22 protein-coding genes are annotated in these 25,552 nt (G+C 64.8%); 18 read left to right on the top strand and 4 right to left on the bottom strand.

The features are described from left to right. Positions 1-59: 59 nt before the first annotated feature. Complete coding sequence (locus tag EI545_RS17090) at positions 60-1,106, bottom strand: ABC transporter substrate-binding protein (protein ID WP_125326580.1); 1,047 nt, start codon at positions 1,104-1,106, stop codon at positions 60-62. A 400-nt stretch (positions 1,107-1,506) separates the two neighbouring features. Between EI545_RS17090 and EI545_RS17095 the strand changes: the two genes are divergently transcribed. The 5 genes from EI545_RS17095 to EI545_RS17115 all read left to right on the top strand — a co-directional run bounded on the left by EI545_RS17095 (position 1,507) and on the right by EI545_RS17115 (position 6,967). Continuing rightward, a complete protein-coding gene (locus tag EI545_RS17095) occupies positions 1,507-2,736 on the top strand; it encodes an aminotransferase class V-fold PLP-dependent enzyme (RefSeq protein WP_125326581.1) in 1,230 nt (409 codons plus the stop codon). A 187-nt stretch (positions 2,737-2,923) separates the two neighbouring features. After that, complete coding sequence (locus EI545_RS17100) at positions 2,924-4,336, top strand: cryptochrome/photolyase family protein (protein WP_125326582.1); 1,413 nt, start codon at positions 2,924-2,926, stop codon at positions 4,334-4,336. 58 nt (positions 4,337-4,394) lie between these two features. Then, complete coding sequence (locus tag EI545_RS17105; RefSeq protein WP_125326583.1) at positions 4,395-5,609, top strand: SAM-dependent methyltransferase; 1,215 nt, start codon at positions 4,395-4,397, stop codon at positions 5,607-5,609. 22 nt (positions 5,610-5,631) lie between these two features. Then, complete coding sequence (locus EI545_RS17110; protein ID WP_125326584.1) at positions 5,632-6,072, top strand: TrgA family protein; 441 nt, start codon at positions 5,632-5,634, stop codon at positions 6,070-6,072. A 10-nt stretch (positions 6,073-6,082) separates the two neighbouring features. Next, positions 6,083-6,967 (top strand): NUDIX domain-containing protein, encoded by an 885-nt coding sequence (locus tag EI545_RS17115; protein WP_125326585.1) that lies wholly within the window; start codon positions 6,083-6,085, stop codon positions 6,965-6,967. Between the two features lie 99 nt (positions 6,968-7,066). On the opposite strand, the gene EI545_RS17120 is transcribed toward EI545_RS17115, so the two are convergent. From EI545_RS17120 to EI545_RS17130, 3 genes are all read right to left on the bottom strand, one after another. Further along, on the bottom strand, positions 7,067-8,236 hold the full coding sequence (locus EI545_RS17120; protein ID WP_174258197.1) for a Gfo/Idh/MocA family protein: 1,170 nt from the start codon (positions 8,234-8,236) through the stop codon (positions 7,067-7,069). A 117-nt stretch (positions 8,237-8,353) separates the two neighbouring features. Further along, positions 8,354-9,412: a sugar phosphate isomerase/epimerase family protein gene (locus EI545_RS17125; RefSeq protein WP_125326586.1), complete on the bottom strand. Its 1,059-nt coding sequence runs from the start codon at positions 9,410-9,412 to the stop codon at positions 8,354-8,356. Beyond that, the gene (locus EI545_RS17130) at positions 9,409-10,479 is read right to left on the bottom strand and encodes a LacI family DNA-binding transcriptional regulator (RefSeq protein ID WP_125326587.1); all 1,071 of its coding nucleotides are present in this window, start codon (positions 10,477-10,479) and stop codon (positions 9,409-9,411) included. The genes EI545_RS17125 and EI545_RS17130 overlap by 4 nt, the downstream gene beginning before the upstream one ends. Positions 10,480-10,790: 311 nt before the next feature. On the opposite strand from EI545_RS17130, the gene EI545_RS17135 reads away from it, so the two are divergent. From EI545_RS17135 to EI545_RS17195, 13 genes are all read left to right on the top strand, one after another. Beyond that, on the top strand, positions 10,791-12,014 hold the full coding sequence (locus EI545_RS17135; RefSeq protein ID WP_125326588.1) for an ABC transporter substrate-binding protein: 1,224 nt from the start codon (positions 10,791-10,793) through the stop codon (positions 12,012-12,014). 74 nt (positions 12,015-12,088) lie between these two features. Continuing rightward, the gene (locus tag EI545_RS17140) at positions 12,089-12,979 is read left to right on the top strand and encodes a carbohydrate ABC transporter permease (RefSeq protein ID WP_125326589.1); all 891 of its coding nucleotides are present in this window, start codon (positions 12,089-12,091) and stop codon (positions 12,977-12,979) included. Beyond that, on the top strand, positions 12,972-13,901 hold the full coding sequence (locus tag EI545_RS17145; RefSeq protein WP_125326590.1) for a carbohydrate ABC transporter permease: 930 nt from the start codon (positions 12,972-12,974) through the stop codon (positions 13,899-13,901). Before EI545_RS17140 ends, EI545_RS17145 begins: the two co-directional genes overlap by 8 nt. Before the next feature lie 3 nt (positions 13,902-13,904). After that, on the top strand, positions 13,905-14,984 hold the full coding sequence (locus EI545_RS17150; RefSeq protein ID WP_125326591.1) for an ABC transporter ATP-binding protein: 1,080 nt from the start codon (positions 13,905-13,907) through the stop codon (positions 14,982-14,984). Between the two features lie 2 nt (positions 14,985-14,986). Continuing rightward, positions 14,987-17,380 carry a beta-mannosidase gene (locus tag EI545_RS17155; protein ID WP_125326592.1) on the top strand — a complete coding sequence of 798 codons (2,394 nt, stop codon included), beginning with the start codon at positions 14,987-14,989 and terminating at the stop codon, positions 17,378-17,380. Between the two features lie 16 nt (positions 17,381-17,396). After that, positions 17,397-18,146: a sugar phosphate isomerase/epimerase family protein gene (locus EI545_RS17160; RefSeq protein WP_125326593.1), complete on the top strand. Its 750-nt coding sequence runs from the start codon at positions 17,397-17,399 to the stop codon at positions 18,144-18,146. Between the two features lie 12 nt (positions 18,147-18,158). Next, entirely contained in the window at positions 18,159-19,292 is a 1,134-nt protein-coding gene (locus EI545_RS17165; protein ID WP_125326594.1) for a Gfo/Idh/MocA family protein, read from the top strand. 51 nt (positions 19,293-19,343) lie between these two features. Then, positions 19,344-20,972: a glycoside hydrolase family 43 protein gene (locus tag EI545_RS17170; RefSeq protein WP_245990148.1), complete on the top strand. Its 1,629-nt coding sequence runs from the start codon at positions 19,344-19,346 to the stop codon at positions 20,970-20,972. 58 nt (positions 20,973-21,030) lie between these two features. After that, positions 21,031-21,687, top strand: coding sequence for a GntR family transcriptional regulator (locus EI545_RS17175; protein ID WP_125326595.1), 657 nt, complete (start codon positions 21,031-21,033; stop codon positions 21,685-21,687). 293 nt (positions 21,688-21,980) lie between these two features. Further along, the gene (locus tag EI545_RS17180; RefSeq protein ID WP_125326596.1) at positions 21,981-23,369 is read left to right on the top strand and encodes an aspartate aminotransferase family protein; all 1,389 of its coding nucleotides are present in this window, start codon (positions 21,981-21,983) and stop codon (positions 23,367-23,369) included. 159 nt (positions 23,370-23,528) lie between these two features. After that, entirely contained in the window at positions 23,529-24,326 is a 798-nt protein-coding gene (gene rlmJ / locus EI545_RS17185; RefSeq protein WP_125326597.1) for a 23S rRNA (adenine(2030)-N(6))-methyltransferase RlmJ, read from the top strand. Between the two features lie 9 nt (positions 24,327-24,335). Beyond that, positions 24,336-24,773 carry a tellurite resistance TerB family protein gene (locus EI545_RS17190; protein WP_125326598.1) on the top strand — a complete coding sequence of 146 codons (438 nt, stop codon included), beginning with the start codon at positions 24,336-24,338 and terminating at the stop codon, positions 24,771-24,773. Then, entirely contained in the window at positions 24,770-25,540 is a 771-nt protein-coding gene (locus tag EI545_RS17195) for a phosphate/phosphite/phosphonate ABC transporter substrate-binding protein (RefSeq protein ID WP_125326599.1), read from the top strand. Before EI545_RS17190 ends, EI545_RS17195 begins: the two co-directional genes overlap by 4 nt. The last annotated feature ends 12 nt before the right edge of the window (positions 25,541-25,552 follow it).

Below are 25,552 nucleotides of genomic sequence, written 5' to 3' on the forward strand. Positions count from 1 at the left end.
GAAAAGCAAAATGCCCGGACGCGCGGTCCGGGCATTGCCAGTCATCTGTCAGACAGATGTCAGAAGCCCGACTTGATCATCTCGAACTCTTCGATCATCCGGTCGCGCAGTTCCGTCGAGGGCGGGCTTTGGACGAAAAGCGTGGTGTCGATCGGGTCGACATAGGCCGCCTTCAAAGCCTCGGCCGGGATTTCAGCCATGGCGGCGTCGTTGGCCAAAGCGTAGCCGATCGCATCCAGCAGCGGCTGGGCCGAGGTGTGGGCCAGAAGCGAGTTGATGTGGTCGTAGACCTTCTCCTCGTTGCCGGGGCCGTCCTTCATGTTGACAAAGCCGCAGTACCAGGTGGCGGCCCCTTCGGCCGGGGAGCGGTTGAAGCCCACGGGGAAGTTTTCGGCCAGCAGGATCGCGACGGGGTCGTTCCAGGACCAGGCAACCTGAACCTCGCCCGAGGCCATGAGCTGGGAAAGTTCCGACGGGTCGGCCCAATAGGCCCGGACGTTGGGGTGCACCGAGCGCAGCCAGTCGGCGGCGGCGGTGAATTGTTCATCCGTCACATTGTCCCAGGAGGTGACGCCCGTGGCAAGGAACGCCAGCGACCAGACATCATCGGTATTGTCCGGCATCGAAATGCGGCCAGCGTATTTCGGGTCGGTGAAGACCTGAACCGTGGCCACGTCTTCCGCCGGGACGGTTTCGGAATTGTAGGCGATGGCGGTGTAGGCATAGTCGGTCGGGATGTAGAAGACGCCTTCCTCGGTCGTGAAGGGGGCGGTCATCCGTTCAGGGATATTGGCGAACTCCGGAATCTTCGAAATGTCCCAGGGTTCGATCAAACCAGCTTCGGTGTAGCGAGGGACCGAAGCGGCGCAGGGGTGCACAACGTCAGCGCGGAAGCCGGACGAGACTTTCTGGAAGGCTTCGTCGTCATCGGCGAAGAAGGCGAACGTCGGTTTCTGTCCGTGCAAGTCGACATAGGGCTGCAGCATGCCGTCAATTTCCCATCCGGCCCAATCGAGCACGGTCAGTTCGGGATCAGCGGCCTGGGCGGCAACGGACAGCGACAGCACGGAGGCGGCGCTGAGCAGGGCGAGGCTTTTGCGGGACATGTGTTCTCCTTTGAAGCGGCGGTGGTCACTGGACGACCAACTGCCGGATTGTGACCTGTCTTCAGAGACGGAACCCCCCAGAAGCCCGCCCCGATGCCGTAAAGTTGTGTGGCGGGCGGGCAAAGGACAAGGGGAAACTGCCGTTGAAGCAGGGGAATGGCGCACAAAAATCCGTCAGCCGACGCGAATCTGGGCAAATGGGCCGGCGCGCAACCCGGCGCGAGGCTCTTGCAGTGCGGCAAGAGGGGCGATACCACATTGCCTGACGCCGGAACGACCCGGCTCTGGCCTTCGGGGGAGACATCCCAAGGTCTGGTTGGAAGACCTGCCGCGGACCGGATTGACCGGACCCCCGCGACATGGGGTCAGATCCGGCACCCGCGGCCATCAGGAGATGACGATGACCGTGCTTGACCTTGATTTTGTCCGTTCGCAGTTCCCGGCCTTTGACTCGCCGGTGCTGTCGTCCCATGCGTTCTTCGAGAATGCCGGGGGCAGCTATCCCTGCCTGCAGGTGGTGGACCGGCTGACCCGGTTTTACCGCGACCGGAAGGTGCAGCCCTATGGCCCCTATCCGGGCGCGCAGGCGGGGGGGGCCGAGATGGACGAGGCGCGCGACCGGCTGGCGGCGATGATGGGTGTCGCGCGCGAGGAAGTGTCGTTCGGGCCCTCCACATCCGCCAATACCTATGTGCTGGCGCAAGCGGTGCGGAAGTGGCTGGAGGGGACGGGCGGCGCGATTGTGGTGACCGATCAGGACCACGAGGCGAATTCGGGCGTCTGGCGGCGGCTGGCCGACGAAGGGATTGAGGTCCGCGAATGGCAGATCGACCGCGAAACGGGGTCTTTGGAACTGCCGTCGCTGGCGGCGTTGCTGGCGGATGGGATGGTGAAGCTGGTGTGCTTCCCCCATTGTTCGAACGTGATCGCCGAGATCAACGACGTGGCCGCGATCTGTGCGATGGCCAAGGACGCCGGGGCGCGGACCGTGGTGGACGGGGTCAGCTATGCGCCGCACGGGTTCCCCGACATTCCGGCGCTGGGGTGCGATGTGTATCTGTTCTCGGCCTACAAGACCTATGGCCCGCATCAGGGGATCATGGTCCTGCGCGAGGGCTTTGGCTTCGAACTGCCGGGGCAGGGGCATTATTTCAACCACGGCACGCTTTACAAGCGGCACACTCCGGCGGGGCCGGATCACGCCCAGATCGCGGCCTGCGCGGGGATGGCGGATTATGTCGATGCGCTCGCGGCGCATCACGGGATCGCCGGCGATGCGGCAGCACGGAATCGGGGGGTACATGACCTGATGCGCGCGCAGGAGGCGGCGGTGATCCAGCCCCTGCTGGACTACCTTTCCGCCCGCAACGACCTGCGCTTGCTGGGCCCGCGGGAGGCCGCGCGGCGCGCACCGACAGTGGCCGTGGAGTTGAACCGGGTCGCCGAGCCGGTCTCGGAAGATCTGGGCCGCAACGGGATTGCCTGCTGGGCCGGGGATTTCTACGCGGTGCGGCCGCTGACCGCTTTGGGGATCGATCTGGAAAAGGGCGTCTTGCGGATGAGTGCTGTCCACTACACCAGCGCCGAAGAGGTCACCCGGCTGATCGAGGCGTTGGACCGGGTCCTCTGACGGCAGCGGAACGGAGCGCGTGCCGCGCGCGCCTTTCCTCTCACCTTCTGCGCGAAGAGTGCGCAGAAGGTTCGGCTGATGGGGGCATTCTGCCCCCAAACCCCCTGAGAGTATTTGCAAAAAGAGCAAGAGTAAGTGATCCGCAGCAGGATGGCGGGCGTAATGTTCACATGGGGAAGGCCGGGGTATGTCTGAGCGACCGTTGATCCTTTGGGTCCGCCGCGATTTGCGGTTGGGCGACCAGCCGATGCTGGCCGCGGCGGTCGCGTCGGGACGGCCGCTGTTGCCTGTGTTTGTGCTGGACCCCGAGACCGAGGCGCTGGGGGCGGCGGCGAAGTGGCGTCTGGGCCTTGCGGTGGCAGCCTTTGCCCGCGCGCTGGAGGGGATCGGGCTGCGGCTTGTGCTGCGCCGGGGGCAGGCGCTGGCGGTACTTCAGGCCCTGGTTGCCGAGACCGGGGCGGGCGGCGTCTGGTGGTCGCGGCTGTATGACCCGGAAAGCGTGGCGCGGGACACCGAAGTGAAGGCCGCGTTGAAGGCGGGCGGGGTCGAGGCGCGTAGTTTCGCAGGCCATCTGCTGCATGAGCCCTGGGAGGTTGAGACCGGGCAGGGCGGGTTCTACCGGGTCTTCACGCCCTACTGGCGCGCTGTGCGGGGCCGTGTGGTCTCCGCGCCCGCTGTCGCGCCATCGCGGGCGGTGGCACCGGCTGTCTGGCCGGCCAGCGAACGGCTGGAGGATTGGCGCCTTGGCGCGGCGATGAACCGAGGGGCCGCGGTAGTGGCCCGCTATCAGGCGGTGGGGGAAGCTGCGGCGCGGGCCAAGCTGGCGGCCTTTCTGGACGGGCCGGTGGAGGACTATGCCGCCGCGCGGGATCTGCCGGGGGTGGCGGGGACGTCGCGGCTGTCCGAGAACCTGACCTATGGCGAGATCGGCATCCGCGAGGTGTGGCATGCCGGTCTGCGCGCCCGGGATGAGGGACGGGCGGGGGCGGAGTCGTTCCTGCGGGAACTGGCTTGGCGTGAGTTTGCCTATCACCTGATGCACCATTCGCCGCAGATCACCCGCACAAACTGGAAGCCGGAATGGGATGCATTCCCCTGGCGCGGCGACAATCCGGAGGCGGAGCGTTGGCGGCAGGGCATGACGGGCGAGCCGTTTGTCGATGCGGCGATGCGCGAGATGTATGTCACCGGCACGATGCACAACCGCGCCCGGATGATTGCGGGCAGCTATCTGACCAAGCACCTTCTGACTGACTGGCGGGTCGGGCTGCAGTGGTTTGCCGATTGCCTGACGGACTGGGACCCTGCGGCGAATGCGATGGGTTGGCAATGGGTTGCGGGATCGGGTCCGGATGCGGCGCCCTATTTCCGGGTGTTCAACCCGGCCGGGCAAGCCGAGAAGTTTGACGCAAAGGGCGACTATCGACGTCGCTTCATTGCCGAGATGTCGCGCAATCCGGGGTCGGAGGCTTTGGCCTTCTTTGAGGCGGTGCCGCGGTCCTGGGGCCTTGAACCGACACAGGCCTATCCTGCGCCGGTCATCGAGCTTGCGGATGGGCGTGCGCGTGCCCTTGCGGCATATGGGTCACGAAAGACTTGAGCAGGGGGTGCGGTTTGACGAAACTGGAATCAAAGACGGGAACCCCTGGGGAGGGCCGATGGACGTGCTGACGACGGTGAAGGGCCAGACTGGCCTGCCACGCTATTTCGCGAAGGCCTTCGAGGTGGCCGGGCGGCTGGGCGAGGGACGGCTGGACTTTGTGCTGCCGGATGGCCGCCGGTTCCGGATCGAGGGTGCGGCACCCGGGCTTGCGGCCGAGATTGACGTGCATAACCCTGACCTCTTTGCCCGGCTGATCCGCGAAGGCGACCTTGGGTTCTGCGATGCCTATCTGGACGGCTGGTGGTCCACCCCCGACCTGCAAGCCTTTCTGGACCTGATCCAGCGTCCGGCGAACAACCCCCTTGGCAACAGCTATCCCGGCCTTGGGCTGGTGCGGGCCTATGAACGGATGCGGTTCTGGCTGCAGTCGAACTCGAAGACGCAGGCGCGGAAGAACATTTCCTATCACTATGATCTCGGCAATGATTTCTACCGGCTGTGGCTGGACGAGACGATGACCTATTCCTCGGCCATCTTCGAGAACCCGCAGGAAAGCCTCGAAGCGGCGCAACGGCGCAAATATGCCAGCATGGTGGATCAGATGGGCACATCACCCGGCGACCATGTGCTGGAAATCGGCTGCGGCTGGGGCGGGTTCGCGGAATATGCCGCGAAAGAGCGGGGTCTGAAGGTCACGGCTCTGACGATCAGCCAGCGCCAGTATGACTTTGCGGTGGAACGCATCGCCAAGGCGGGGCTGTCGGATCGGGTGTCGATCAAGCTGCAGGACTACCGCGATGAACGGGGCGTCTACGACGGCATCGCCAGCATCGAGATGTTCGAGGCGGTGGGCGAAAGGTACTGGCCGACCTATTTCAACACGCTGCATGACCGGCTGAACCCCGGCTGCCACGCCACGCTGCAGATCATCACGGTCGCCGACGACCGCTGGCACGTCTACAAGCGGGGCGTGGATTTCATCCAGAAATACATCTTCCCCGGTGGCATGCTGCCCGCGCCATCCGTCCTGCGGGCCGAAGTGGAAAAGGCGGGGCTGCGGGTCAGAAGCTCGATAGAATTCGGCGAAAGCTACAGCCTGACCCTGCGGCGCTGGCACGAGACCTTCACCGACCGCTGGGGCGAGGTGAAAAAGCTGGGGTTTGACGACCGTTTCAAGCGGATGTGGGATTTTTACCTGGCCTCTTGCGCGGGCGCGTTTCAGGGAGGAAACTGCGACGTGACGCAGATCACCGTGACCCGTCCGACGTGAGGGCTTTTCGATGGCGACTCCCATGCCTACCGGCGCAAAGGCGATGGCCGCGCTGACCTTTGCCGTGGTCGGATTTCTGACTGCCAATGCCTATGCCGCCAACGTCCCCGCAGAAAATGCTTTGGGACCGGTTTACGAGATCATGTCCGCCCTTGGCGCGGTGGTGGGCTGGAAGGTGATGGGAAACTCGGTCGGGAAGGGCTATCTCGGGGCGGTGGGATCGGGCTGGAAAACCGTGATCGTGCTGGTGTTTTTCGCCCTGCTTCTGGTCGGCATCTACGAGATGCTGCAGCAGTCGGTGAAGATGCGCTATGACGGGCCGTTCGAAGCGGTGGTCGATGTGTTCAACCAGATGCTGGATCGGTCAGTGCCGCTGCTTTCGGTGGGGGTGCTGATCGTGATGATCGTGGGGGGTGGCTTGGCGGGGATCCTGACGGAAAACGCCAACCGGCGCTGGCGCTGAAAGGACTGCCATGCAGGTGATCGGGGCGCCGGCACTGCAGGCGGCAGTGGTGGGGACGGATGCATCGCCAGAGCGGTTGAGCTTTTATGCCGAAGTGATGGGTCTGACGCCAAGCGAGGCCGATGGGACACCAGTGCTCGACCTTGGACCGGGTGGTGCCGAGGCTGAGGCGCTGGCTTTAGCCGTAATGGCCTGCCACGGCCAGATCCCGGCCCCTGTCGTGCGGCGCCGGTTGCCGTCGCTGCAGGTCGCAGCGGCAAGCCGTGTCCGCGCGGCGGGGGCAGCAGGGCGCGGCTTGCGCAGCGCGACCCCGGACGTTGCGGTTGCCGCGGTCGAGCAGGCACATGCCGGGTTCTTCGGGCTGGAGGTCATGAACCTGCGCCATCGCCGATTTGACGGCACGATGAGCCCCGTGATCCGGCGGGAGGTGTTTGTGTCAGGCGATGCCGTGACGGTCCTGCCCTATGATCCGGTCAGGGATCGGGTGCTGCTGATCGAACAGTTCCGCGCCGGGCCGCTGGGGCGGGGCGACCCCTTGCCATGGCAGCTTGAGGCGGTAGCTGGGCGGATCGACCCGGGCGAGACGCCCGAGGACTGCGCCCGGCGCGAGGCGGTGGAAGAGGCGGGGCTGGTGCTTGGCCGATTGTTGCGGGTTGGGGAATACTACCCAAGCCCGGGGGCGATGACGGAATACATCTATTCCTTCATCGGCCTGTGCGACCTGCCGGATGGCGTGGCGGGCGTATTCGGCCAGGCCGAAGAGGCCGAGGATATTCGCGGCCACCTGCTGACGTTCGAGGCGTTCATGGATGCGGTGGACAGGGGCGAGATTGCCAATGCGCCCTTGCTGCTGACCGCTCTATGGCTACAGCGCGAGCGGAGACGGCTGCGCTGACGCTGCGCGCTTTGTGGGCCCCGTTGGGTATCACACCCTCCGGGCCTCCCGTGGGATATTTGTGCAGAAAGAAAGACACCTTTAGTCAAATGCGCCGGGTCAGAGGTTCAGGCTGACCCATGCGGCATTTCGGTTGGAGGATCTGACGCAGGCATCGACGAAGGCGACGCCTTCGAGGCCGTCTTTCAGGCCGGGGAAGGTGGTGCCTGCGGGGACCGGGGTGCCTGACTTGGCGGCGCGGATGGCGCGGGCGGCCTCGGTGTAGATGTTGGCGAAGCCTTCCAGATAGCCCTCGGGGTGGCCCGGGGGCACACGGGTCACGCGGGCGGCCTCGGGGCCGGAGCCTGCACCGCCACGGGTGATCAGGCGCTTGGGCTGGCCGAAGGGGGTGAACCACAAATAGTTCGGATCCTCCTGCGCCCATTCAAGCCCACCCTTGGTGCCATAGACCCGCAGGCGCAGCGCGTTCTCGTTTCCGGGGGCGACCTGGCTGCACCAGAGCATGCCCTTGGCCCCGCCCTGATAGCGCAGCATCACATGGCCGTTGTCATCGACCCTTCGGCCGGGGACGAAGGCGGTCAGGTCGGCGGCAAGACTGTCCAGCGTCAGCCCGGTGACGAAGTTCGCGAGGTTGAACGCATGCGTTCCGATGTCGCCGGTGGACCCGCCCGCGCCGGACCGCGCCGGGTCGGTGCGCCAGTCGGCCTGCTTCTGCCCCGAGGCTTCCACCGCCTCGGTCAGCCAATCCTGCACATATTCGACATTGACGAGGCGGAGGTCGCCCAGCTCTCCGCCCGCGATCATCGCCTTCGCCTGCCGGATCATCGGATAGCCGGTGTAGTTGTGGGTCAGCGCAAAGACCACGCCCGAGGCCTCCGCCGCCTTGGCCAGCTTCTTCGCCTCGGCCAGCGTGGCGGTCAGCGGCTTGTCGCAGATCACATGGATGCCGCGCTTGAGGAATTGCAGCGCCACGGGGGCGTGCATGTGGTTCGGCGTCACGATGGCGACGGCGTCGATGCCATCCTTGCGCCGCGCCTCTTTCGAGGCCATCTCGGCAAAGCTGGTATAGGCGCGCGCCACGCCCAGATCGGCGGCCGAGGCGAGCGCCTTCTCCGGGTTGGAGGAAAAGCAGCCGGCAACCAGGTCATACTGATCGTCGATCCGCGCCGCGATGCGGTGGACCGCACCGATGAAGGCGTCACGTCCGCCGCCGACCATGCCAAGGCGGAGGCGGGGTGGACGGGCAGTATGGGCGGCGTCGATGGGCATGGTGTACCTCGTCTGGTCGTTCATTTTCTGTCTGGAAATATCCCACGGGGGTCGTCAGTGGTGCGCCACTGGTTCTAGCACCACTGACGACGGGGTGTGAAACCCCCGCTGCCGCGCTCAGTCACCAAGCCCCAGCATGCGGCGGTTGGCGGCGCGGTCGGTGCCGGCCCCGGCGAAGTCGTCGAAGGCTTTCTCGGTGACCCGGATGATATGGGCGTTGACGAAATCCGCGCCTTCGCGGGCCCCATCCTCGGGGTGCTTCAGGCAGCATTCCCATTCCACCACGGCCCAGCCGTCAAAGCCGTATTGGGTGAGCTTGGAGAAGATGCCGCCGAAATCAACCTGGCCATCCCCCAGCGACCGGAAGCGCCCGGCGCGGTTGACCCAGGATTGGAACCCGCCATAGACGCCTTGGCGACCGGTGGGGTTCAGTTCCGCATCCTTGACGTGGAACATCCTGATCCGGTCATGGTAGATGTCGATGTGGTCAAGGTAATCAAGGTGTTGCAGGACGTAGTGGCTGGGGTCGTAGAGCATGTTGGCGCGGGCATGCCCCTTCACCCGGTCGAGGAACATCTCATAGCTGATCCCGTCGTGCAGGTCTTCGCCGGGGTGGATCTCATAGCAGACGTCGATCCCGCAGTCCTCGGCATGGTTGAGGATCGGCAGCCAGCGGCGGGCGAGTTCATCGAACGCCTCCTCCACCAGCCCCGCCGGGCGCTGCGGCCATGGGTAGACATAGGGCCAGGCCAGCGCGCCGGAAAAGGTGGCATGAGCGGTCAGGCCAAGGTTGCGTGACGCGGTCAGCGCCTTCTTGACCTGATCCACCGCCCAGTCCTGCCGAGCCGCAGGATTGCCGCGCACGGCGGGGGCGGCGAAACCGTCAAAGGCGGTGTCATAGGCCGGATGTACCGCGACAAGCTGGCCTTGCAGGTGGGTGGAAAGTTCCGTCACCTCGATCCCGTTCTCGGCCGCTTCGCCCTTGAACGTGTCGCAGTAATCCTTCGACGCCGCCGCCTTTTCCAGATCAAACAGCCGGGCGTCCCAGCTTGGCACCTGCACACCCCGATACCCGCACTCCGCAGCCCAGGCCGTGATCGACGTCCACGAATTGAACGGCGCCGCATCCCCTGCAAACTGCGCCAAAAACAGCGCAGGACCCTTGATGGTGTTCATGTCTTTCCTCCCGTGCGGGGCGCATCGCCCCAATCAACCTTGGCCGGGGTTTCGAGGCCCTGCCGCGCCTCATGCGGGCGTTTTTCAATTTCGGCCACAAGGGCGCGGGCAAGGAATTCCCCAGCGCGGCCCACGTCTTCCTTGATGATGATGGTCTGGCGGCGAAAGCGGCGCAACAGGGCGATGGCCTCTTTCGCGACGACGTCGAAGTCCTGCCCCAGCACCCGGCCTGACCGCTCGGCCCCGGCGATCGACGACATCGCGGCGGTGGTCGATCCGACAAGGATGCCATCGGGCGGGTCGGCTTCGGCAAAGCGGGTGGCGACGGCTTCATCCACCGCCTCGCCCCCGGAATCGGAGGTGACTTTCTCGGCCACCTCGAACGGCAGGCCGAGCAGGGCCGCCTCATCCGAAAAGCCCCAGGTCATATGGCGCGCGTAAAGGTGCGAGCGGGGCGGGGCGATCAGGAATAGCCGCTTGCGGCCACGATCCGCAAGGGTGCGCACGGCAAGGCGCGCGAAGGCTTCGTTGTCGAAGTCGAAGTAGGGGTGGTCCAGCCCCATGTCAGTGCGGCCATGGGTGGCAAAGGGGAAGTTCCGGTCGCGCATGTAGCGGATCCGGGGATCGTCGGGCTTGGTCTGGTTCAGGATCACCCCGTCGGCGCTTTCGGTTTCCACGATATAGCGGATCGGCTCCATCGGGTCCTGATCGGGGAAGAAGGGCATCACGATCATGTGGTAGGCCGTGCCGCGCAGCGCGTTGGCGATCGAATAGATCAGGCGTGAGGTGTGGTTCATCACATCCGTCTCGGTCGACAGGACCAGCGCGATGACGTTGGTCTTGCCCGTGCGCAGGCGCACGCCCGCGCGGTTGGGCCGATAGCCGAGCAGGGTGGCCGTCTCGCGCACCCGGCGCTTGGTGTCTTCGCCGATGTCGGGGGCGTCCTTCAGAGCGCGGCTGACGGTGGCAATGGCAAGGCCGGTCGCGGCGGCGATGGTCTTCAGGGTCGGACGCTCGGCTTCCGAATCAGGCAGGAGAAGTGTGGTCGGATCAGGAGGCGATGCCATGGCGTCCTCCGGCGGCTGGGGGCGGGCTGTGGCGAATCCACCGGAGTGATTCGCTGGCAGCCCCCCCGTTTGCGGCCGCAGAAACCCGGCCGGTTCCGGTCGCGGAATTCGCCCGTACGACAAGCCTGTGGATGGGGTTTCGGCGCTGCAGCATCGGCGTGGGCTGACCCTTCAAGACGCGCGGAATTGCGCGGTGTCCTGCGCCGATCAAATCTTTTGCAGCGGGGGCGGACAAGAGAAAAGATTGATTGATCGGCAAATCTATAACGTTATAGGAATAGCTATAACGATTTAGAAACCGGGAGGAACGGATGAAGCTGACAAAACTGACGGCCGTGCTTTGCGCGTCGGTGGCCATGCCCGCCATGGCAACCGAGCTTGAGGTGTCACATTGGTGGACCAGCGGCGGAGAGGCTGCGGCCGTGGCCGAGCTTGCAAAGGCCTTCGACGCTTCGGGCGACAAATGGATCGACGGCGCCATTGCGGGAGGCGGCGGCACGGCACGTCCGATCGTCATCAGCCGGATCACCGGTGGCGATCCGATGGGGGCGTTCCAGTTCAACCACGGCCAGCAGGCGATGGAGCTGATCGAGGCCGGGCTTTTGCTTGACATTACCGATGTGGCCGAGGCCAACAACTGGAAGGAAACAGTCTATCCGCCGTCGCTCTTGGAAGGCTGCACGGTCGATGGCAAAGTCTACTGCGCCCCGGTCAACATCCACTCGCCGGAATGGCTGTGGCTGTCGAACAAGGTCTATGAGGATTTGGGCATCCCGGTTCCGACCAACTGGGATGAATTCGTCGCTTCGGCACCGCAAGTCCGCGAGGCGGGCAAGCTTCCGCTTGCCCTGGGCGACCAGCCTTGGCAGTCGAACCTTGCCTTCGGCGCGATGCAGATCGCTGTGGCAGGTCTCGATGCCTGGAAGTCAGTGAACGTTGACAAGAACATGGAGGTGGCGGCGGGCGCGGAATACGCAAAGGTCTTCGTGGCGGCGGCTGAGGCGCGCGAACTGACCCGGGGCTCGTCCGTGCAGGACTGGAACCAGGCGACCAACCTTGTCATCACCGATCAGGCCGCTGGCCAGATCATGGGTGACTGGGCACAGGGTGAATTCCAGATCGCAGGCGAAGTGGCGGGCAAGGATTACTCCTGCCTTCTGGGCCTTGGTCTGAACGAATACATCTCGACCGGGGGTGACTCCTTCTTCTTCCCGGTCCTGGACGATCCGGAAAAGGAAGCCGCGCAGAAACGCTTGGCGGCATTGCTGGTTACGCCAGAAGTACAGGTGGCCTTCAACCTGAAGAAGGGCTCGCTTCCGATCCGCGGCGACGTCGATCTGGCCGCTGCCAACGACTGCATGAAGAAGGGCCTGGAAGTTCTGGCCGGTGGGAACATCGTGCCCTCCGGTGACATGAACTGGTCGGCTGACGTGCAAAAGCAGGCTGAAGACCTGATGGTCGAGTTCTGGAAGTCCGAAATGGCCCCGGAAGAAGCCCAGGCCAAATGGGTGGAAATCCTGAAGTCCGGTCTTTGACCGCAGGGTGAACAAGGGGGCCGCCCGATTGCCGGGCGGCCCCTTTCTGCACTGCAAGGGCCAAAGGGGGGAAGATGTCCGACAAGCCAAGGCGCCTGTTGCGCAACATGAATGCCAAGATCGCGGCGATCCCGATGATCCTGACCACGCTGGTGGTTTTCGTCGGTGGCACAATCTGGACGGTCGTCTATTCCTTCACCGATTCCAAACTGTTGCCCCGGCTGCGTTGGGCGGGGCTTGAACAGTACGAGCGGCTTTGGGGCACCAGTCGCTGGCTGATCTCGATCGAGAACCTGCTGTTCTACGGGGTGATGTCGCTGGTCTTCACCATTGCGATGGGGTTCCTGCTGGCCGTGCTGATGGACCAGAAGATCCGCCATGAAGACACGTTCCGCACCATCATGCTGTATCCCTTCGCCCTGTCCTTCATCGTGACTGGCCTTGTCTGGCAATGGATCCTGAACCCGCAGTTCGGCATTCAGGAAATCGTGCGTGACTGGGGCTGGACCAGCTTTTCCTTTGATCCGCTGAACAGCCCCGACACCGTGCTTTACGGCCTGCTGATTGCCGGGCTCTGGCAGGGCACAGGGTTCGTGATGTGCCTGATGCTGGCGGGCCTGCGCGGCATTGACGAAGATATCTGGAAGGCCGCCCGGGTTGACGGCATCCCGACCTGGAAGACCTATGTCGTGGTCATCATCCCGATGATGCGCGCGGTGTTCGTGACGACACTGGTGATCGTCGCCAGCGGGATCATCCGGCTTTACGACCTTGTGGTCGCGATGACCTCGGGTGGGCCGGGGGGCAACGCCAGCCAGGTGCCTGCGATGTATGTCTATGACTACATGTTCCAGGCGCAGAACCTGGGGCAGGGGTTCGCCGCCTCCACCATGATGCTGCTTTCCGTGCTGATCGTGCTGATCCCCTGGGCCTATCTGGAATTCGGAGGCAAGAAGCATGGCTGATGCAACCCTTCAGAGCGGCAGCCCGGTCAGGGCGCAGGCGATGTCTGGCCCGCGCGGCGCCAAGCCGAAAAAGGCGCTCAGCGGGCGCAACATCATGCTGTACGGCACGCTGATCGTGGTCTGCCTTTACTACCTTCTGCCCCTCTGGGTCATGGTGATGACCAGCCTGAAGGGCATGCCCGAGGTGCGCCTTGGCAATATCTTCGCCCCACCGGTCGAGATCACGTTTCAGCCATGGGTCAAGGCCTGGTCCGAGGCATGTACCGGTCTGAACTGTGATGGTCTTTCGCGCGGGTTCTGGAATTCGGTCATCATCACCGTGCCGTCGGTGATCCTGTCCATCGCGATTGCCAGCGTGAACGGCTACGCGCTGATCAACTGGCGGTTCAAGGGGTCGGATGTGTTCTTCACCATCCTGATCTTCGGGTCCTTCATCCCCTATCAGATCATGCTCTACCCCATCGTGATCCTGCTGCGCGAAATGGGGCTTTACGGCACGCTGTGGGGGCTGGTGCTGGTGCATTCGGTGTTCGGAATGCCGATCCTGACCCTGCTGTTCCGCAATTACTTCAGCTCGATCCCGGAGGAGTTGTTCAAGGCCGCCCGCGTCGATGGGGCCGGGTTCTGGGGCATCTATTTCCGCATCATGCTGCCAATGTCGCTGCCGATCTTTGTCGTGGCACTGATCCTGCAAGTCACGGGAATCTGGAACGATTTCCTGTTCGGCGTGGTCTACACCAAGCCCGATCTTTACCCGATGACGGTGCAGCTGAACAACATCGTTAACTCGGTCCAAGGGGTGAAGGAATACAACGTCAACATGGCCGCCACCCTGCTGACGGGGCTGGTGCCGCTGATCATCTACTTCGTCTCTGGCAAACTGTTTGTCCGCGGTATCGCCGCCGGTGCCGTGAAAGGCTGACCCATGGGTAACTCGATTGAAGTCAAGGACCTGACGCTGAACTTCGGGTCAGTCTCGGTCCTGAAGAACATGAATCTGGATGTGCAGGAGGGGGAGTTTGTCGTGCTCCTCGGCCCGTCCGGCTGCGGGAAGTCGACGCTGCTGAACTGCCTTGCGGGATTGCTGGACATCACCGACGGGCAGATCTGGATCAAGGGCAAGAACGTCACCTGGGCCGAACCGTCCGAACGGGGCATCGGCATGGTCTTCCAGTCCTACGCGCTCTACCCGCAGATGACGGTGCGGGGGAACCTCAGCTTCGGCCTGAAGAACGCCAAGATGCCGAAGGATGAGATTGACAAGCGCGTCGCCCGCGCCGCCGAAATCCTGCAGATCCAGCCGCTGCTGGACCGTAAGCCTGGTGCGCTATCCGGCGGCCAGCGCCAGCGCGTCGCCATCGGCCGGGCGCTGGTGCGCGATGTGGACGTGTTCCTGTTCGACGAACCGCTGTCCAACCTTGACGCGAAGCTGCGCAGCGAATTGCGGGTGGAGATCAAGCGGCTCCACAGCCGCCTGAAAAACACGATGGTTTACGTAACCCACGACCAGATCGAAGCGCTGACCCTGGCCGACCGGATCGCCGTGATGAAGGGCGGGGTGATCCAGCAACTGTCGGACCCGCAGACGATCTACAACAAGCCCTCGAACCTGTTTGTCGCAGGCTTCATCGGCAGCCCGTCGATGAACTTTCTGCCCGGGCGGACGGTTGAGGGCGGCCGCGCCTTCCTGTTCGACGCCATGCGGATCGACCTTGCCGGATACGACGGCGGCGCGGTGCTGGAGCGGGATCAGGCGATCCTTGGCGTGCGGCCCGAACACATCACCGTCACGCATCAGGCCCCGGCTGGCCCGTCGATCCCCGCAGTGGTCGAGATTGACGAACATCTGGGGGCTGACAGCCTGCTCTGGCTGAAGGCCGGGGAAAAGGACCTGTGCGTGCGCGTTCCCGTCGAAGGACGGCTTCTGGCGGGCACAAGGGTTCACCTCGGGCTGGACATATCCAAAGCCTCGCTTTTCGACACCAAGACCGAACAGAGGATCTGAAGATGCTCGATCTGGCGGGCGCGTGGACGCTTTCGGATGAAAGCGGCGCCTATGTCTTGTCATTCGATCTGCCCGGCGACGGGATCAGCGCCCTGCATAAGGCAGGCGTGATCCCCGACCCCTATTGGGGCCGCAACGAAGACGACTGCCGCTGGGTGTCCGAGCGGGACTGGGTCGCCAGCCGCAGCTTCACCCATGACGGCAGCCCCTGCGATCTGGTGATCGAGGGGCTGGATTGCGTGGTCGAGGTGCTCCTGAACGGCAAGCACCTTGCGCTATGCGCCAACGCCTTCCGCCGCTGGCGACTGCCGACCCGCGACCGCGTGATCCAAGGCGAGAACACCATCGAACTGCACTTCCGCTCTCCCGTCCGCGAAGCCGCGCGGCGGCAGGAAGAGCAGCCCTTCTTCATCCCCTACGCCGCGCAGAACTGCCCGATCCCGCATGGCAACATGCTGCGCAAACCCGCCTGCGATTTCGGCTGGGATTGGAACATCGCGCTTGGGGGCTTCGGCCTTTGGGGCCGGATCGCGCTAGAGCCGGCAGGCCCGCGCATCGCCGACATCATCCTGCGGCAAGAGCATTTTGCCGACCGGATCGACGTGGCGCTGCACATCACGACCGAAGGCGTTGCCGATGGCGACACTGTCACCGCCACCCTCTGCGGGGTCACCGCCACGGCGCCGGTCTTCAAGGGCCGCGCCTTCCCGACGATTGCCGTCCCCCCCAACGCCGCCCGCTGGTGGCCCGCAGGCCTTGGCCTTCAGGCCCTGCATGACCTGACCGTCACCGTCGCCGGGGCCAGCGCGCAGCGGCGGATCGGCTTGCGCGATCTGTCGCTGATCAGCGAACCGGATGCCGCCGGGCGCAGCTTTGGCTTCCGCGTGAACGGCCGCGATGTCTTTGCCCGGGGCGCCAACTGGATCCCCGCCGATGCCCTGTCTGGCCGGATCACGGTCGACGCTGTGCGCGACCTGCTGCAATCGGCCGTTGACGCCAACATGAACATGATCCGCGTCTGGGGCGGCGGGCGCTATGAACCGGACTGGTTCTACGACCTCTGCGATGAACTGGGCCTGATGGTCTGGCAAGACTTCATGTTCGCCTGCAACCTTTACCCCTCAACCCCCGACTATCTGGCCGAGGTTGACCGCGAGGTGCGCGATGTGGTCGCCCGGCTGAACCACCACGCCTGCATCGCGCTCTGGTGCGGCGATAATGAGCTGATCGGCGCGCTGACCTGGTTCCCGGAAAGCCGCAAGGACCGCGACCGCTATCTGGTGAACTATGACCGCCTGAACCGAACGGTCGAGACGGCGTTGCTTGCGGTCCTGCCCGAGGCGAACTGGTGGCCATCCTCGCCCAGCCCCGGCCCCTTGTCCTTTGGCGACGCCTGGCGCGACGACAGCAGCGGCGACATGCATTTCTGGAGCGTGTGGCACGAAGGCCGCGACTTCGACCATTACCGCGATGTCAGCCCCCGCTTCTGCAGCGAATTCGGCTTTCAGTCCTATCCATCGCTGCAGGCGATCCGCGCCTTTGCCGACCCGCAGGATTTCAACATCGCCAGCCCGGTGATGGAAAGCCACCAGAAGAACGCCGGCGGCAATGCCCGGATTGCCGAGACGATGTTCCGCTATTTCCGCTTCCCCGTGGGTTTCGAGAACTTCGTCTACCTCAGCCAGATCCAGCAGGGTCTGGCGATCAAGACTGCCGTCACCCATTGGCGCAGCCTGAAGCCGCATTGCATGGGCACGCTTTATTGGCAGCTGAACGATACTTGGCCGGTGTGCAGCTGGTCCAGCCTTGACCATGGCGGCAACTGGAAACTTCTCCACCATATGGCGAAGGGCTTCTTCGCGCCGGTGACCGTGGTCGCCGTCCCGTTGGCGTACGGGATCGAACTTCGCGCGGTGAATGACGGGCTGGACCCGGTCGCCCTGACGGTGTCCGCCGTGGCGGTGGCGATGGATGGCACGACCCGGCCGCTTGACCGGGCGCAGCTGACCGTCGGCCCGGATGCGGCCACGCCGGTGCTGACGGTGCCGAACGGGGCGCTCATGGCGCAAGAGCTGCTGGCCTTCGTCTGGGCTGACGCTGCGGGCAACCGGCTGGGTGGTGATCATTTCGCCCCACGGGCCTACAAGACCTATGACCTGCAAGCGCCCGGCCTGACCCATACGGTCGCCCGGACCGGCGATGGCTGGACCCTGACGATCCAGGCCGAACGGCTTGCCCTCTTTGTCGCGGTCGAGGCGGATTGCCCCGGGCGCTTCAGCCACAACGCGATGGCCCTGTTTCCCGGCCACCCCGCGACCGTCACCTTCGCCGCGAAGGAGGCATCGGTAGTGCCGAGCTTCACCCTTCGCGATCTTCACTCTGCCACTTACGGCTGACGAAAGGCCTTCTGCCATGTTCTCCTATCAACTCTACTCCTCCCGCAACTTCCCGCCGATGGCGGCCACCTTCCAGATGCTTGCCGACGCGGGCTACACCGCCGTCGAAGGCTACGGCGCGCTTTATGCCGACGACGCGGCGGTCGAGGCGACGAAGGCCGGGCTTGCAACCACCGGCCTCACGATGCCGACCGGCCATTTCAGCCTGGCCATGCTGGAGGGCGAGGTCGACAAGGTTCTGGGCATCGCCAAGGCCCTGAAGATGGAGCGGCTTTACTGCCCGCACATCATGCCCGCCGACCGGCCCACCGATGCGGCAGGCTGGACGGCCTTTGGCGCGCGGCTGCAACAGGTCGGCGCGCCCTACAAGGCGGCGGGTTATGGCTTTGGTTGGCACAACCACGATTTCGAGTTCAAGGCGCTGGGGGATGGCTCCGTGCCGCAGGACCGGATGTTCGAAGGCGGGCCGGATCTGGAATGGGAAATGGACGTGGCCTGGGTCATCCGGGGCGGGGCGGACCCGCTGGCCTGGATCGCAAAGTACAAGGACCGGATCACCGCGGCCCATGTCAAGGACATCGCCCCCTCAGGCCAGAACACGGATGAGGACGGCTGGGCCGACGTGGGCCACGGCACTGTCGACTGGAAGACGATCATGGCGGCCCTGCGGGCGGCGGGCGTCCGGCATTTCGTCATAGAACACGACAACCCAAAGGATCACGCGCGGTTCGCCACGCGGTCGATCGCTGCGGCCAAAGGCTTCTGAGGACAGGGAAAAATGGCAAATCTTGGTATCGGCATCATCGGATGCGGCAACATCTCGACCAGCTATCTGCGGCTGGCCCCCCTGTTCAAGGGGCTGGAGGTGCGCGCCGTGGCGGACATGAACATGGACGCGGCCCGCGCGCGGGCCGAGGAGTTCAGCGTCAAGGCGCAGTCGGTCGATGACCTTCTGGCCAACTCTCAGGTGGATGTGGTGATCAACCTCACCATTCCGGACGCCCATTACGCCGTGACAAAGCGGATCCTTGAGGCGGGCAAGCACGCCTATTCCGAAAAGCCCCTTGTTCTGACGCTGGAGCAAGGCGTCACCCTGCGCGATCTGGCCAAGGCGAAGGGCCTCGCGGTCGGCTGCGCGCCGGACACCTTCCTTGGCGGCGCGCATCAGCAGGCCCGCGCGATCCTTGACGAAGGCCGCATCGGCACGGTCACGGCGGCGGTGGCTTGCGTCCAGAACCACGGCCCCGAAGGCTGGCACCCCAGCCCGGAGTTCTTCTTTCTGCCCGGCGCGGGACCGATGCTGGACCTTGGGCCCTATTACGTTGCCAACCTGATCAACTTCCTTGGCCCGGTCAGGCGAGTGGGGGCGCTGACCTCCTCCGCCACCCCGACCCGGACGATCGGATCCGGCGCGCGGGCGGGGCAGGAGATCCCGGTCAAGACCCCGACCAACATCCACGCCCTGCTGGAGTTTCAGTCCGGCGCAACCGTCAACCTGACAACCTCCTGGGACGTCTGGCACCACAAGCGCAACCACTTCGAACTCTATGGCACCGAAGGCACGCTTTATGTCCCCGACCCGAACTTCTTCGGCGGCACGGTGGAGGTGGTCGGCCGCGATGGCGCGCTGACGCAGGTCGCCCCATGGGACCATCCCTTTGGCGTGGCAAACCAGGACCATCCCAAGCACGGCCCGCTGGCCAACTACCGCACCGCTGGCCTGGCCGACATGGTCGCGGCCCTGACCGAAGGCCGCGATGCCCGCTGTTCGCTGGAACGGACACTGCACGGGGTGGACGTGATGGCCGCCTGCCTGACCTCGGGGGAAACCGGGCAGTTCGTCACCCTGACGACCACCTGCACCCGGCCCGCGGCGTTGTCGCCCGATCAGGCCCGCGCGCTTCTGGCTTAAGGAACACCTGCCCGGATCCTCCCTTCCGGGCGGGACCAGCGGGCGGGGGGATTGAGGGATCCCCCCGCCTGCACCCACCTTTACGGCCCGCCAACCAAAGGTCTGAAGATGCTGGAAAACCCCGTCCTGCGCGGCTTCAACGCCGACCCGAGTTTCTGCCGCGTCGGGGAAGACTACTACTTCGCCACCTCGACCTTCGAATGGTACCCGGGCGTGCAGATCCACCACTCCCGCGATCTGGTGAACTGGTCACTGGTCGCCCGCCCCCTGCGGCGCGAAAGCCAGCTGGACATGCGCGGCAATCCTGACAGCTGTGGCATCTGGGCGCCCTGCCTGTCCCACGCGGATGGCAAGTTCTGGCTGGTCTACACCGACGTCAAGCGGCTGGATGGCGCGTTCAAGGACGCGCACAACTACATCGTCACATGCGACAGGATCGACGGCGACTGGTCAGACCCGACCTATGTCACATCCTCCGGCTTCGACCCGTCGCTGTTCCACGACGACGATGGCCGGAAATACTTCGTCACCATGCGTTGGAACCATCGCGGCAAGGGCACCGGCCTTAACCCCGCGAACGACCTTTTCGACGGGATCGAGCTGCAGGAATGGCACCCTAAGCGCGGGCTTCTGGGCGACGTCACCACAATCTATACCGGCACTGACCTTGGCCTGACCGAGGCACCGCATCTCTACAAGCGCGGCGGCTACTATTACCTCACGACGGCCGAGGGGGGCACGGGCTATGACCACGCGGTAACCCTTGCCCGGTCGCGCGACCTGCGCGGGCCCTATGAGACCCACCCGCAAAAGCACCTGATCACTGCGCGGTTCTCCCCCGAAAACCCGATCCAGCGCATGGGCCACGGCCAGTATGTCGAAGGGCATGATGGCCGCCATTGGCACAGCTTTCTGTGCGGCCGCCCGCAACAGGGCCCGCACGGCCCGTTCTGCGCCACGGGGCGCGAGACGGGGCTGGCCGAGGTTGTCTGGCGCGACGACTGGCTTTGGCTGAAGGACGGCGGCCAGCTTGCCCCCACCACCATCGACCTGCCCGCGACCCGGACGCCCGATGCCCCGGTTGAGCGCGACTTCACCGGGCCGACCCTGCCGCCCGAATTCCAGTGGCTGCGCACCCCCCACCCGGAACGGCTGTTCACGCTGACCGGTCACGCCTTGCGTCTTGTCGGTCGGGAAAGCCTTGGATCGTGGTTCGAACACTCCCTTGTCGCCCGCCGTCAGGAAGAACCGGCCTATGACGCCGAGGCAGATTTCACCGCCGATCCGCCCAACTGGCAACGCGCAGCAGGCCTCATCACCTACTACAACCGCCACAAATTCCACGCCGCCCTGATCACGCGCGAGGCGGGACAGCGGGTGGTGACCTTCGTCTCCTGCCTTGGTGATTGGCCGGGTGAGGCGCTGACCTTCCATGGCCATGTCGCAGTGCCGGAAGGTCCAGTGACCCTTGGCGTCACCGTTGACCGCAGCACGCAACGCTTCACCGTGAACGGAGTGGCGGCCAGTCGGGTCCTTGATGCTGCCCTGATCTCGGACGAAGGGGGGCGGGGGGAACATGCGTCCTTCACCGGGGCCTTTGTCGGGGTGGTCGCATATGATCTGACCGGGCAGGGCTGGACGGCGGATGTAACCCGGTTCCGCTACGAAAACCGGATTTGATCACATCTTGGATTGCCCGGCGGATGGCGTCATAAAGGGGCAAGGAAGAGGACCCCCGATGGACGCCGACAACCGGAAGATACCAAGCCACGAGGTGACCTATGCGCGCCTGCGCGACATGATCCTGTTTGGGCATATCGCGCCCGGTGCGCCGGTGACCATTCAGGGGCTGATCGCCGACCTTGGCGCCGGGATGACCCCTGTGCGCGAGGCGATCCGCCGCCTGACCGCCGAAGGCGCGCTGCTGCCGCAGGGCAACCGCAGGGTGGCCGTGCCGCAACTGTCGGCGGAAATGCTGGATCAGGTGGCCTTCGCGCGTCTGGCGATCGAACCGCAGCTCGCCGCACTCGCCGCCCCCCGCCTGACCCCGGCGCAGATCGACCGGCTGGAAGCGATTGACGGGGCGGTGAACCGGGCGATCGAGGCGGGAAAGCTGACCGACTACCTTGCCGCCAACCACGCCTTCCACTTCGCGCTCTATCAGGCGGCCGAGGCCCCGGTGCTGCTGGACCTTGCCCGTTCACTATGGCTGCGCGCGGGTCCGTCCTTGCGCGCTGTGATCGACCGCTATGGCCGGGAGGTCGCCCCCGACCTCCACCGTGAGGCCCTTGCCGCGATGCGCGCGGCTGATGCGAGTGCCCTGTCCGCCGCCATTGAGCGGGACATCCAGCAAGGTGTGGATCATGTTCGCCAGGCCCTCGCCGAAGGTGCCTGAGACAAGTCCAGCCTGATCGAGCGCGCAAGCGCGCAAGCCCCTGTCTCGCCTCTGGCGCGCGAAGCCGCGCGCCAACCGGCTCGGTTGATGGGGGCATCCTGCCCCCAAACCCCCGGGGAGTATTTGGAAAGAAGCAACTGGGCTTTGGGTTTGGTGCTCTGATCCTCCCATTGCGCTGTCTGAATTTGTGGCCTCGAAAAATTTGATCAAATTTCTTGATGCTGGTCGCGTTTGATCATATCCTGACCCAAAGGCGGGGCGCGAAGCCTTGCCGATTCCGCGAGGGACGTCCCATGAACATGATCACCAACCACCTGCCGACCGCCGAACTCCAACGCCTCGACGCGGCGCATCACTTCCACCCCTTTACCGACAAGGCCGGTCTTGCAGCCAAGGGCGCGCGGGTGATCACCCGGGGCGAGGGGGTCTGGCTGACCGACAGCGAAGGCCACCGGATCATCGACGGGATGGCGGGGCTGTGGTGTGTGAACATCGGCTATGGGCGCAAGGAACTGGCGCAGGTCGCGGCCCGGCAGATGGAGGAGTTGGCCTATTACAACACCTTCTTCCAGACGACCCATGTCCCGGCCATTGCCCTTGCGGCAGAGATCGCCAAGCTGGCGCCCGGCGATCTGAACCATGTCTTCTTTGCAGGGTCGGGGTCCGAGGCGAATGACACCAACATCCGTCTGGTGCGCCGGTACTGGGACGTCAAGGGCATGCCCTGGCGCAAGACGATCATCGCGCGGTGGAATGGGTATCACGGGTCGACGATGGGTGGCGGCAGCCTTGGCGGGATGAAGCCGATCCATGCCCATGGCGGGATGATCGACGGGATCGCGCATATCGACCAGCCCTATTGGTGGGGTGAGGGCGGCGATATGTCCGAGGATGACTTCGGCCTCGCCCGCGCGCGGCAGCTGGAGGAGAAGATCCTGCAGATCGGACCGGACAATGTCGCGGCTTTCATCGGTGAGCCGGTGCAGGGCGCGGGCGGGGTCATCATCCCGCCCAAGACCTACTGGCCGGAAATCCAGCGGATCTGTGACAAGTATGGCATCCTGCTGATCGCGGATGAGGTCATCACGGGCTTTGGCCGCACTGGCAACTGGTTCGGGTCGCAGACCTTCGGGATCAAGCCGCATATCATGACCATCGCCAAGGGCCTGTCGTCGGGCTACCAGCCCATCGGCGGCAGCATCGTCTGTGACGAGGTGGCGGAGGTTGTCGGGGGGGCGGGGGAGTTCTTCCATGGCTACACCTACTCCGGCCATCCGGTTGCGGCGGCTGTGGCGCTGGAGAACCTGCGGATCATGCAGGACGAGCATATTGTCGAGCATGTCCGCGACGTGGCGCATCCCTATCTGAAGGAACGCTGGGACGCGCTGGCCGATCATCCGCTGGTGGGTGAGGCGAAGCTTGTCGGGCTGATGGGGTCGATTGCGCTGACGCCGGACAAGGCGAAGCGGGCGAAGTTCCCCGAGGCGGCGAATGTCGGCTATCGCTGCCGCGAGCGGTGCTTTGCCAATGACCTGATCATGCGGGCCGTGGGGGACCGGATGATCATCGCGCCGCCGCTGGTGATCACCACGGGTGAGATCGACATTCTGGTCGACCGGGCGAAGAAAAGCCTGGATGAGTGCTATCAGGGTCTGAAAGCCGACGGGCTGTTCGTCGCGTAAGACTGATGTCCCTGCAAGGGACACCCGTGCCCGGCCATTGAAATCAATGGCTTGTGCGCGGGCGTTTACCAAATGGAAAGTATTGGACCCGCAACGCGCCCGCACAAGCTGCGGGCGCGCTATCTTTTCACGGCGGCAAAAGGCGGGTAGGGCAGGCGGATGCTGTCCTATCAACACCTTTATCATGCGGGAAATCTGGCGGATGTGCACAAGCACGCCACGCTGGCCTGGGTGCTTGACTACCTGACCCAGAAAGACAAGCCGATCAGCTATATCGAGACCCATGCCGGGCGTGGGGTCTATGATCTGGACGCGGAAGAAGCGGTCAAGACCGGGGAGGCGGCTGCCGGCATCGCGCTGGCCGAAGCCCTGTTTCCGCCCGGCCATCCCTACCGCCAGCGGCTGGAGGAGGCGCGGGCGGGCTATGGCGCCCGGGCCTATCCCGGGTCACCGCTGATTGCGGCGCTGGGGTTGCGGGAAACCGACAGCCTGCATCTGGCCGAACTTCACCCGCAGGAAGTGGCGCATCTGCGCGCTGTGGCCAAGGACTGGGGTGCGCAAGTCTATCAGAAGGACGGGTTTGAGCTGGCGCTGGCCATCACCCCGCCCACACCGCGCCGCGGGCTGATGCTGATCGACCCGTCCTACGAGGTGAAGGCGGATTATGAGGCGATCCCGCGCCATATGGCGGCGATCCATCGCAAGTGGAACGTGGGCGCGCTGATCCTGTGGTATCCGATCCTGCGGGGCGGCGCGCAGGGCCCGATGGTCCGGGCGCTGCAGGCGGCCTTTCCCGAGGGGCTGAAACATGAGGTCCGCTTTCCCCCAGCGCGGGAGGGGCATCGGATGGAAGGCTCGGGCCTGTTCATCGTGAACCCGCCTTACGGGCTTGCGGCGGAACTGGTGGCGCTGGGCAAACGTTTTGCAACGCTTTCCAAACCCGGTCGGGGGCCCTAGATAAAGCCGATGATTGACGCACTCCTTCGCCGCCTGATGGCGCCCGCCCCTGCCACCCTGCCCGAACCGGACGCCCGTCTGGCGCTGGCGGCGCTTTTGGTCCGCATTGCCCGGACTGATGGACTATACTCAGCCGAAGAGGTTGAGCGGATCGACCGGGTGCTGGCGCGGCGGCACGGCTTTGGCCCGTTTGACGCCGCCAAACTGCGGACCGAGGCCGAGGAACTGGAAAGCCTTGCCCCCGATACCGTGCGCTTTACCCGCGCGCTGAAAGCCGCCACCGCGCTGGAGGACCGGGCTGACCTGATGGTGGCGCTGTGGTCAGTGGCGCTGGCTGATGGCTTGCGCGACGCCGAGGAGGACCGGCTGATGCGGCTGGTGGCCAACCTGCTGGGCCTGACGGATGTCGAATCGGCGCAAGCGCGGCAACGGGCAGAGCGGGAATGATCGCCAGCCTTGGGATGTATGATTTCGGCGCAGCGATGGCGGCGAATGACCGGCTTTGGGCTCTGGCTCGGGACAGGCTGCGCGAACAGGGCATTGATGCCCCCGATGCGCTGACCCGGGGCGAAGCGGCCTATTGGCCGGCGTGGGAGGCCCCGGACCTTTTGCTGTCACAGACCTGCGGCTATCCGTTCCGGGCGCGGCTGCATGATCGTGTGGCTTATGTCGGGACGCCGGATTTCGGGGTTGATGGCTGCCCGGCGGGATATTACCGGTCGGTTTTTGTCGTGCGGGCCGATGATCCGCGTGGCGCGCTGGCCGATTTCGACGGCGCGCCCTTTGCCTTCAACGAACCCTTGTCGCAATCGGGCTGGGCCGCGCCGCAGGTCTATGCGGCAGGTCTGGGCCTGCGGTTGCCGCCGGTGGTGCAGACCGGGGGCCACCGGCTTTCGGCGCGTGCGGTGGCGGATGGCCGGGCCGATATTGCCGCCCTGGATGCGGTGACCTGGGCGTTGTTGCAGGACATGGGCGAGGTGAGTGCTGCCCTGCGGGTGATCGACCAGACCACCCCTACCCCGGGGCTGCCTTACATCACCGCCTTGGGGGGGGATGCCGACCGGGTGCATGACGCCATGGCCGACGCCATCGCCGCCCTTTCCGCGCAGGACCGCGCCACGCTGCATCTGAAGGGGATCGTGCGGATTCCGGTGGCCAGCTATCTGGCAGTGCCCAATCCCCCGCCGCCGCAGATGAATGCGCCGCCGAACTGATCAAATCGCTGC

The organism is Tabrizicola piscis (assembly GCF_003940805.1).
In the GTDB taxonomy this organism is placed as follows: Bacteria; Pseudomonadota; Alphaproteobacteria; order Rhodobacterales; family Rhodobacteraceae; genus Tabrizicola; species Tabrizicola piscis.

Excerpts from the sequence above, each read along its gene's own strand:
- EI545_RS17120 (WP_174258197.1), bottom strand. The coding sequence starts at position 8,236 with ATGCCCATCGACGCCGCCCATACTGCCCGTCCACCCCGCCTCCGCCTT.
- EI545_RS17140 (WP_125326589.1), top strand. The coding sequence starts at position 12,089 with ATGTCCGACAAGCCAAGGCGCCTGTTGCGCAACATGAATGCCAAGATC.
- EI545_RS17130 (WP_125326587.1), bottom strand. The coding sequence starts at position 10,479 with ATGGCATCGCCTCCTGATCCGACCACACTTCTCCTGCCTGATTCGGAA.
- EI545_RS17160 (WP_125326593.1), top strand. The coding sequence starts at position 17,397 with ATGTTCTCCTATCAACTCTACTCCTCCCGCAACTTCCCGCCGATGGCG.
- EI545_RS17145 (WP_125326590.1), top strand. The coding sequence starts at position 12,972 with ATGGCTGATGCAACCCTTCAGAGCGGCAGCCCGGTCAGGGCGCAGGCG.
- EI545_RS17105 (WP_125326583.1), top strand. The coding sequence starts at position 4,395 with ATGGACGTGCTGACGACGGTGAAGGGCCAGACTGGCCTGCCACGCTAT.
- EI545_RS17180 (WP_125326596.1), top strand. The coding sequence starts at position 21,981 with ATGAACATGATCACCAACCACCTGCCGACCGCCGAACTCCAACGCCTC.
- EI545_RS17095 (WP_125326581.1), top strand. The coding sequence starts at position 1,507 with ATGACCGTGCTTGACCTTGATTTTGTCCGTTCGCAGTTCCCGGCCTTT.
- EI545_RS17100 (WP_125326582.1), top strand. The coding sequence starts at position 2,924 with ATGTCTGAGCGACCGTTGATCCTTTGGGTCCGCCGCGATTTGCGGTTG.
- EI545_RS17150 (WP_125326591.1), top strand. The coding sequence starts at position 13,905 with ATGGGTAACTCGATTGAAGTCAAGGACCTGACGCTGAACTTCGGGTCA.
- EI545_RS17190 (WP_125326598.1), top strand. The coding sequence starts at position 24,336 with ATGATTGACGCACTCCTTCGCCGCCTGATGGCGCCCGCCCCTGCCACC.
- rlmJ (WP_125326597.1), top strand. The coding sequence starts at position 23,529 with ATGCTGTCCTATCAACACCTTTATCATGCGGGAAATCTGGCGGATGTG.
- EI545_RS17135 (WP_125326588.1), top strand. The coding sequence starts at position 10,791 with ATGAAGCTGACAAAACTGACGGCCGTGCTTTGCGCGTCGGTGGCCATG.
- EI545_RS17195 (WP_125326599.1), top strand. The coding sequence starts at position 24,770 with ATGATCGCCAGCCTTGGGATGTATGATTTCGGCGCAGCGATGGCGGCG.
- EI545_RS17175 (WP_125326595.1), top strand. The coding sequence starts at position 21,031 with ATGGACGCCGACAACCGGAAGATACCAAGCCACGAGGTGACCTATGCG.
- EI545_RS17115 (WP_125326585.1), top strand. The coding sequence starts at position 6,083 with ATGCAGGTGATCGGGGCGCCGGCACTGCAGGCGGCAGTGGTGGGGACG.
- EI545_RS17155 (WP_125326592.1), top strand. The coding sequence starts at position 14,987 with ATGCTCGATCTGGCGGGCGCGTGGACGCTTTCGGATGAAAGCGGCGCC.
- EI545_RS17165 (WP_125326594.1), top strand. The coding sequence starts at position 18,159 with ATGGCAAATCTTGGTATCGGCATCATCGGATGCGGCAACATCTCGACC.
- EI545_RS17110 (WP_125326584.1), top strand. The coding sequence starts at position 5,632 with ATGCCTACCGGCGCAAAGGCGATGGCCGCGCTGACCTTTGCCGTGGTC.
- EI545_RS17090 (WP_125326580.1), bottom strand. The coding sequence starts at position 1,106 with ATGTCCCGCAAAAGCCTCGCCCTGCTCAGCGCCGCCTCCGTGCTGTCG.
- EI545_RS17125 (WP_125326586.1), bottom strand. The coding sequence starts at position 9,412 with ATGAACACCATCAAGGGTCCTGCGCTGTTTTTGGCGCAGTTTGCAGGG.